This window comes from Leifsonia sp. KNZ12-8B (assembly GCF_056755495.1).
On sequence record NZ_JBPGXM010000163.1, the window covers coordinates 1 to 7,304 of the forward strand.

The 7,304-nt window shown below is 72.1% G+C and carries 9 protein-coding genes; 7 read left to right on the plus strand and 2 right to left on the minus strand.

All coding sequences use genetic code 11. From position 1 onward, the window contains the following. Window positions 1–1,037: glycosyl hydrolase 2 galactose-binding domain-containing protein (locus ACR9ZG_RS17105; RefSeq protein ID WP_481286047.1), on the minus strand; the 1,037-nt coding region annotated here is incomplete at its 3' end. A gap of 128 nt (window positions 1,038–1,165) precedes the next feature. Here ACR9ZG_RS17105 and ACR9ZG_RS17110 point away from each other — a divergent pair. The 4 genes from ACR9ZG_RS17110 (at window position 1,166) to ACR9ZG_RS17125 (ending at window position 4,561) form a co-directional block, all read left to right on the plus strand. Continuing rightward, window positions 1,166–2,182 (plus strand): Gfo/Idh/MocA family protein, encoded by a 1,017-nt coding sequence (locus ACR9ZG_RS17110; protein ID WP_481286048.1) that lies wholly within the window; start codon window positions 1,166–1,168, stop codon window positions 2,180–2,182. A gap of 208 nt (window positions 2,183–2,390) precedes the next feature. Continuing rightward, the gene (locus ACR9ZG_RS17115; RefSeq protein WP_481286049.1) at window positions 2,391–3,425 is read left to right on the plus strand and encodes a Gfo/Idh/MocA family protein; all 1,035 of its coding nucleotides are present in this window, start codon (window positions 2,391–2,393) and stop codon (window positions 3,423–3,425) included. A 285-nt stretch (window positions 3,426–3,710) separates the two neighbouring features. Beyond that, complete coding sequence (locus tag ACR9ZG_RS17120) at window positions 3,711–4,259, plus strand: GNAT family N-acetyltransferase (protein WP_481286050.1); 549 nt, start codon at window positions 3,711–3,713, stop codon at window positions 4,257–4,259. A 53-nt stretch (window positions 4,260–4,312) separates the two neighbouring features. Further along, window positions 4,313–4,561, plus strand: coding sequence for a hypothetical protein (locus tag ACR9ZG_RS17125; RefSeq protein ID WP_481286051.1), 249 nt, complete (start codon window positions 4,313–4,315; stop codon window positions 4,559–4,561). Between the two features lie 139 nt (window positions 4,562–4,700). Here the strand turns inward: ACR9ZG_RS17125 and ACR9ZG_RS17130 are convergent, their stop codons facing one another. Continuing rightward, the gene (locus tag ACR9ZG_RS17130; RefSeq protein WP_481286052.1) at window positions 4,701–5,525 is read right to left on the minus strand and encodes an SDR family oxidoreductase; all 825 of its coding nucleotides are present in this window, start codon (window positions 5,523–5,525) and stop codon (window positions 4,701–4,703) included. Between ACR9ZG_RS17130 and ACR9ZG_RS17135 the strand changes: the two genes are divergently transcribed. The 3 genes from ACR9ZG_RS17135 to ACR9ZG_RS17145 all read left to right on the plus strand — a co-directional run bounded on the left by ACR9ZG_RS17135 (window position 5,524) and on the right by ACR9ZG_RS17145 (window position 7,040). Beyond that, window positions 5,524–6,231, plus strand: coding sequence for an HAD family hydrolase (locus tag ACR9ZG_RS17135; RefSeq protein ID WP_481286055.1), 708 nt, complete (start codon window positions 5,524–5,526; stop codon window positions 6,229–6,231). The genes ACR9ZG_RS17130 and ACR9ZG_RS17135 overlap by 2 nt on opposite strands. Window positions 6,232–6,422: 191 nt before the next feature. Next, window positions 6,423–6,722, plus strand: a complete 300-nt coding sequence (locus tag ACR9ZG_RS17140; protein ID WP_481286053.1) for a hypothetical protein — start codon at window positions 6,423–6,425, stop codon at window positions 6,720–6,722. Between the two features lie 123 nt (window positions 6,723–6,845). After that, window positions 6,846–7,040: a hypothetical protein gene (locus ACR9ZG_RS17145; protein WP_481286054.1), complete on the plus strand. Its 195-nt coding sequence runs from the start codon at window positions 6,846–6,848 to the stop codon at window positions 7,038–7,040. The last annotated feature ends 264 nt before the right edge of the window (window positions 7,041–7,304 follow it).

The following is a 7,304-nucleotide window of genomic DNA, read 5'->3' on the forward strand; positions in this document are numbered from 1 at the left end:
GTAGGGGCGGAGACGGGGGCGGCGGTGGATGCGGTGAGCGGAGTAGCCCAGCGCACCTCCACGATGCCCGCGATGCCGGTGCGCTCGGCGGCGATGCGATCCATGTCGGCGCCCGCGAACCAGGTTTGCTCGGCGGCGGCGCGCTCCCCATCGGCGCCCGCATCGACGTCCAAGAACCCGGTCCGCCCGGCGGCAGCGCGCTCCGCGCCTCCGCTCGCATCGACGCCCACGAACCCAGTGCTCTCGGCGGCGATGCGATCCACCTCAGCGCCCGCATCGACGCCCGCGAACCCGGTGCTCTTGGCGGCGGCGGGCTCCCCATCGGCACCCGCATCGACGTCCACGCCAACGCCCGCGTCCACGCCCGCCCCACGTGCCGCCTCCACCCACGACCGCACCGACACCTCCCGCAGCAGGGCGTCGCCGAGGCGCAGGCGGGCGCTGCGCCAGATGCCCTGGTGGCGCAGTCGGGGACTGAAGTCCCAGCCGTAGCCGAGGCGCGGCGCGTGGATGCGGACCCGCTCGGTGCGGCCGACCTGCGGCTCGGAGGCCGGGGCCGGGCGCACGCGCAGCGCCAGCTTGTGGCGTCCTGGCGCGGTCTGGTCGGTTGTCAGGGCGAAACGGCCCTGCCGGTAGAGTCCGTCGACCGAGCCGACGAGCACGCCGTCCCAGTAGATGTCGGCGCCGGGGTCGATGCCGTCGAACTCGAGGAGAGCGGCCTGCCCGTCCAGCCCGGGAGGAACCTCCACGGCGCGGCGGTACACCCATGAGCGCTCGGCCACCCATTCGCTCGCGCGACTGTCACGGCCGACGCGCGGATCGGGCACCTCCCCGGCGCGATGGAGGTCATCGATCACGCTCCCCGGGACGCGCGCGGGGAGCCAGCCCGGCGCTGCAGCGATGGCCGCCGACGCCTCCGCGACGTTGTTGCCGGCGTCCGGGAGGGGCGCCCCGAGATACCAATCGGCCGTGTCGCCGAGGGCTTCGCGGAGGGTCCAGTCATGGCCGTCCAGGGTGATCGTCGTCGATGCTCGCACGGGTCGATCCTGCCAAAGCTGCAATCGATCCCACAATTTTCGTGCAGGCACTTCCGCCGGATGAGGAGCAGAAGTTAGAGTGACGTGTTCGCGCGCACCGCACACCAGGCAAGGAGGCCTTCACAGGCATGTCCCATCCACTCGCAGTGGCAGCGATCGGCTTCTGGCATGTGCACGCGGGAGACTACGCGCGCGCCGCCCAGCAGCACCCCGACACGGCACTCGTCGCCGTCTGGGACGACGACGAGGAGCGTGGCCGCGCGGCCGCCGAGGAGTTCGGCGTGGAGTTCGTCGCCGACCTCGACGAGCTCCTCGCCCGCCCGGAGCTCGACGGCGTGACCATCACCACCTCGACAAACGTCCACCACGATGTCATCTCCCGCGCCATCGCCGCGGGCAAGCACGTCTTCACCGAGAAGCTGCTCGCCCCGACGGTGGACGAGGCGGAGGATCTCGTCGCCCGCGCCTCCGGTGCCGGCGTCGCGCTCGTCGTCTCGCTCCCACGGCTCTACGACGCCTACACCGTCGCGATCGAGCGCGTCCTCGACGAGGGCACGCTCGGCGAGCTCACCTACTCGCGGGTCCGCCTGGCGCACGACGGCTGGGTCGCCGGCTGGCTGCCCGAGCGGTTCGCCGACCCGGTGGAGGCCATCGGCGGCGCCCTGACCGACCTCGGCTGCCACCCGGCCTACCTCACCCGGCTGTTCCACCGCGCCGAACCGCTGACGATCTCGGCGAGCTACGGAAGCGTGACGGACCACCGTGTCGAGGACAACGCCGTCGTGACGGCCGAGTTCCCGGGCGGCCGCCTGGGCGTCTTCGAGGCGAGCGTCGTCACGACGCCCGGCGCCTTCACGGTGGAGCTGCGCGGGACGCGCGCGTCGCTGATGTTCGGCTTCGGCGGCGAGCGCCTGCTCGCCAAGGGCGGCGAGTTCGGCGACGAATGGCAGGAGATCCCGCTGCCGGACCGTAGGCCGGACGCCTTCGCGCAGTGGGTGCAGCACATCCACGACGGCACGACGGCCGACGACAACCTGCAGCACGCCGTCGCGCTCACCCGGACCGTGGTCGCCTCGAACGCCTCCGCGGAGGCCGGGCGCGCCGTCGCCTGGTCGGGCGCGCCCTCGGCGTTGCCGGTGCGCTGAAACGGATCCATCTCTTCCCCCTTTCGCCCGCTCGGCCAGGTGCTTCGCGGGACACTCCTTTTGTATCGGTGTCCCGCGGACGTCACCAGAGCGCCCGAACCCCTTCACAGAGCGTGCGCAAGCGCCCCTTCTCCACAGATTCACATCACCTCTGCCCGGCGGCTTCCGGTCCGCCGAGGATGATCACACACACGTCAGGAGCACCGACATGACCACCACCCACAGCACCACCTCGCGGAAGGTCCGCATCGGCCTCATCGGCGCAGGCGGCATCGCCGGCGCCCACGTCGCGGGCTACCTCCGCAACCCCGAGACGGTGACCTTCGCCGCCGTGGCCGACCCGGTCCGCGAGAACGCCGAGCAGCGAGCCGGCGACTCCGGCGCGCAGATTTTCGCCGACTACGCGACCATGCTGGCCGAGGCCGACATCGACGCCGTCGACATCTGTCTGCCGCACCACCTCCACAAAGACGCCATCGTCGCCGCCGCCCGCGCGGGCAAGCACATCCTGTGCGAGAAGCCGCTCTGCCTCTCCCCCGACGAGGCGGCCGAGGTGTCTGCGGCGGTCCAGGAGGCAGGCGTCACCCTCATGTGCGCCCACAACCAGCTGTTCCTCCCGGCCGTCGCCAAGGCGAAGGAGCTCATCGAGTCGGGCGTGCTCGGCCGTGTCTACGAGGTGCGCACGACCGACTCGTTCTTCAACGACTTCGACCCCTCCAACATGGGCTGGCGCGCGCACGCCGCGACCAGCGGCGGCGGCGAGCTGATCGACACCGGCTACCACCCGACCTACCTCCTGCTGCACCTCGCGGGCGGCTCCCCGGTGGAGGTCACGGCCATGCTGGCGACGCACCGCCTGACCTTCATGGAGGGCGAGGACTCCGCCACCGTGCTGGTCCGCTTCGACAACGGGGTGATCGGGACGATCGTCACCAGCTGGGCCTACCAGCCGGCCGACGGCACCGAGCGGTTCTCGGCGGTCGGCGAGCTCGGCAGCCTCACCAGCGACGGCACGACCCTCAGCTACCGCCGGCGCGGCGACGCGGAGGCGACGACGCTCGAGCTGGAGCCGGTCCACGAGTTCGGCGCCGAGATCGAGCACTTCGCCCGCAGCATCCTCGACGGCACGCGTCCCCTCCACACCGAGAAGGAGGGCATCGAGGTGCTCGGCATCATCCTCGGCGCGTACGAGTCGGCGCGGACGCGCACCATCGCACCGGTGGCCTCCCTCGTGACGGTGTAGCCCGGCGGCAGCCGCCGAGCGCGGGAAGGTCAGGCACAGGAGGTTCAGGCACAGGAAGGTCGAGCACAGGAAAGATGTCGTGGACCCCGGCATCTGGCGACACCTTTCCTGTGCTCGGCGGCGGGTGGGCCCGGGTCAGCGGCGGGGCTGGCCATGGTCGGGGCGAGTGGACGGCCGGGTTAGCGGCTGGCGGGCCGGGGCCGCGCCGGCAGGTGGGCCGGCGCCGCAAGTGGGCCGGGCCTTCCACCGCTCGCGCGGTGCGGCGAGCGGTGGCAGGGTGGCGGCATGGACGCGTTTCCCGAGCGGATGGAGGTTGCCGGGCATCCCGGCGTCGTGCTGCGGCGGCTCGAGGCGGACGACTGGGAGGTCGAGCTCGCGCTCGCGCGGGTGCCGGACATCCCTCCACGCACCATGTACCCCGCCGATCTCGATGAGTACGGCGCGCGCCTCCGCGCCGAGCGCAACGTCGCCGCGGCGGAGGCCGGGAGCGGCATCCGTTATGTGATCGAGGAGGGGCGCGTCGCTCACGGCACGGCCGGATTCGGGCGGTCCGAGGCCGGTTTCGAGGTGTTCTACGCGCTGAAGCCCGAAGGGCGCGGGCGCGGCCTCGCCACCGGCGCGGTGCGGACCCTCGCCGCGTGGCTCACCGGCCAGGGCGAGCACGTGCTCTGGCTCAGTACCCTCGTGGGCAACGAGGCGAGCGAGGCGGTCGCCGAGCGGTGCGGGTTCGTGCCCGACCGGTCCGGCACCCACCTCGACGGACGCGCGCTCACCGTTTGGCGGCTCCCTCTCGCGTCATCGCGGGGCCTGCCGAGCGATTCTCATGACACTTGATCTATTTCATTTCAACTGTTCCGGTATGACTTCGCGAGAGTTACCATTCGGACATGAGCACTCCAAGGACGGGGCGCCACGGTGGCCGCTCAGAACCGCAAGCCCACGACGACTTCGTCGCCGTGCCGTACCTCCGCCAAGGCCAGCTGATCTCGCTGATCCGCTGGAACCAGGTGAACGGAGAATGGAAGTACAAGACCATTCTCGCCGAGTACCTCCACCGCGACGAGGACGCCTGGTACCTCGTCATCGACGGACAGCGCGCCCGCCTCAACCGATCGGAGTGGGCGATCTTCAACTGACGCGGGCTGTCGAGTACGCAAAAAGCAGCCCGAAAACCGCCGAGTACGCAGACTTTGCGCGTACTCGCCGGTTGCCACCGGGCGCGGCGTGTGGGGCCGGGACATGCGGCCGCGAGGGGGCGCGGACGCGCGGTCTGCGTCAGAGGCGGCGCCAGGCGTCCGAGGTGAGGTGCGAGCCCGCCTGCGGGCCCATCTGCAGCATCCCACCGTCCACGACGAGGGAGGCGCCGGTGATGTACGACGCCGCGGGCGACGCGAGGAAGGCGATCACCGCGGCGACTTCGCGCGCGTCGCCCGGGCGGCCCAGCGGGATCCCGGGGCGGTGCTGCTCGTGCGGGTCCACATCCTCCGCGTCGTTCATGGGGGTGGAGATCTCGCCCGGCGCGACCGCGTTGCTCGTGATGCCGTACTCGCCGAGTTCCAGCGCGAGCGTCTTGAGCAGTCCGCCGAGGCCGTGCTTCGCCGCGTCGTAGGCTGCCGACCCGACCCGCGGCTGGTGCTCGTGCACGCTGGTGACGCCGATGATGCGGCCGCCGCGGCCGGCGTCGACCATCCGGCGCGCCATGCGCTGGATGCAGACGAAGGCGCCGTCGAGGTCGCCCGCGACGGTCGTGCGCCACGTCTCCCAGTCGGTCTCGAAGAACGGCGTTCCGCCGTTGAGGCCCGCGTTGTTGACGAAGACGTCGCAGCCGCCGAGGTCGTCCGCCAGCTGGTCGACGACGTCGCCGCAGGCGGGGGCGTCGGTGGTGTCGAGCTGCGTGATGACGGCTCTGCGGCCCTCCTGCTCGACGAGCCGCGCGGTCTCCTTCGCGCCGTCCTCGTCGGAGTGCCAGGTGATGCCGACGTCCATCCCGGCCTTCGCCAGCGCGACCGCGGCGGCCCGGCCGATGCCGGAGTCGGAGCCCGTGACGATGGCGGTGCGGGGGTCGGTGAGTTCGGGATACGAGGAGGTCGTGTCAGCCATGCGGGGAACGGTGCACCCCATCCCGGCCCGGCGCAAGGGGTGGTACCTGTGGAGCATGACCGCCTCCGCAGTGCTCTTCGACATCGACGGCACGCTCGTCGACTCCAACTACCTGCACATCGACGCGTGGCAGCGCGCCCTCGCCGAGCTGGGCGAGCCGACCGATGCCTGGCGCATCCACCGGGCCATCGGGATGGACTCGGCCCGGCTGCTCGCGACGGTGGTCGGCCCACGCGACGAGGAGTGGCAGGAGCGCGCGAAGGACCTGCACTCGCAGTACTACAAGGAGCAGTCCGGCCGGCTGCGCGCCTTCGACGGCGCCGCGGACCTGCTCCGGGCGATCGCCGGCCGCGGGCTGAAGGTGGTGCTCGCGACCTCGGCGCCGGGTGACGAGTTCGAGCTGCTGCGGGCGACGATCGACGCCGACGACGCCATCCACGCGTACACGACCGCCGACGACGTCGACGCCGCGAAGCCGGACCCCGGCATCCTGGAGGTCGCGCTCGACCGGGCGGGTGTCGGCCCGTCGGACGCCCTCATGATCGGCGACTCGGTGTGGGACCTCACCGCCGCCTCCCGCGCGCACATCCGCGGGGCCGGCGTGCTCTCCGGCGGCGTCGGACCGTCGGAGCTGATCGACGCCGGAGCGGTCGACGTGTTCGACGACCCGCGCGACCTGCTGGCCCGGCTCGACGGCCTGCTGTAAGGCGGGTCTTGCCAACGCCGCGGCGTCGGCGTTGGATGCGAGCCAGGACCGTGACCGGCCAGGACCGTGACCGGCCAGACCGTGACCGGGCCGGATGCGATCGGGCCGGAGTGCGATCGGGCCGGAGTGCGATCGGGCCGGAACGCGATCGGGCCCTGACCATGATCACGCGCGACGAGGAAGGACCAGCAATGCCCGCCAGCGAGCTCGAGATGTCCAGCGTGCGGTATCCGTACCGCGACCGCATCTTCCACGTGGAGAAGAAGTCCCCCGGCCGGTGGGTGGTGCTCGACGAGTCCCACGCCGAGCTCGGCACGCTGGTGCGCATCTCGGCCGAGGGCGAGGAGCACGAACCGGTGTTCGGCGCGGTGCTGCCCGGCTACGTCGACACCCTGCACGAGGGGTCGGACTGGAAGTCGCTGGTCGCCTCCATCATCAACGAGGCGCTCGACGCCGACACCGCGCCGACCGGCAACCAGGGGGAGTCGTGAGCGTCCGGCTCGCGGCCGGTCCAGGGTGACGGGCTTCGCTGAACGATCATGGCGACGTCGCCCACGGGGCGAGGCGCCTCCTCCAGCGCGTCGGCGCGGACCCACCGGGCTACGATTGCCCGGATGAACGCGGCGCTGCGCAGGACCCTCGGCTGGATCGCGGCCGTGCTGCTCAACGTCGGCGCCGTGCTGTTCGTGGTCGGCCTGATCGTGCCGCACGGCTCCGGCAGCGTGCCGCTGTGGGGCGTCGGCGCCGCGCTCTGCGTGCTGGGCCTCGCCATCGGTGCGGGCTGGATGGCCGCCTCCCGCCGCCGCTGAGCGCGCCCGCACCAGCCCCCTCCCTGCGCCGCGGCTCCCCCGCCGCCCCGTCGCCGTCGCTTCCGGAGTTCTGCCCGCAACACGCCGAGTGGAGGCGCGCACAACTCAGGAAGGGATGGCGGCCCGCGCGAGAACGCGCGCGCGCGTGAGAGGTCGGACGCGCGAGAGAAGCCCGACGCGCGCGAGCAGACGCACGCACGCGAGAAGACGGCCCCGCCCAGGGATGAGAGGCGGGGGCGTCGGGGCCGGCTCGAGGCGTGGCCC

Excerpts from the sequence above, each read along its gene's own strand:
- ACR9ZG_RS17135 (WP_481286055.1), top strand. The coding sequence starts at position 5,524 with ATGCGGGGAACGGTGCACCCCATCCCGGCCCGGCGCAAGGGGTGGTAC.
- ACR9ZG_RS17140 (WP_481286053.1), top strand. The coding sequence starts at position 6,423 with ATGCCCGCCAGCGAGCTCGAGATGTCCAGCGTGCGGTATCCGTACCGC.
- ACR9ZG_RS17120 (WP_481286050.1), top strand. The coding sequence starts at position 3,711 with ATGGACGCGTTTCCCGAGCGGATGGAGGTTGCCGGGCATCCCGGCGTC.
- ACR9ZG_RS17115 (WP_481286049.1), top strand. The coding sequence starts at position 2,391 with ATGACCACCACCCACAGCACCACCTCGCGGAAGGTCCGCATCGGCCTC.
- ACR9ZG_RS17130 (WP_481286052.1), bottom strand. The coding sequence starts at position 5,525 with ATGGCTGACACGACCTCCTCGTATCCCGAACTCACCGACCCCCGCACC.
- ACR9ZG_RS17110 (WP_481286048.1), top strand. The coding sequence starts at position 1,166 with ATGTCCCATCCACTCGCAGTGGCAGCGATCGGCTTCTGGCATGTGCAC.
- ACR9ZG_RS17145 (WP_481286054.1), top strand. The coding sequence starts at position 6,846 with ATGAACGCGGCGCTGCGCAGGACCCTCGGCTGGATCGCGGCCGTGCTG.
- ACR9ZG_RS17125 (WP_481286051.1), top strand. The coding sequence starts at position 4,313 with ATGAGCACTCCAAGGACGGGGCGCCACGGTGGCCGCTCAGAACCGCAA.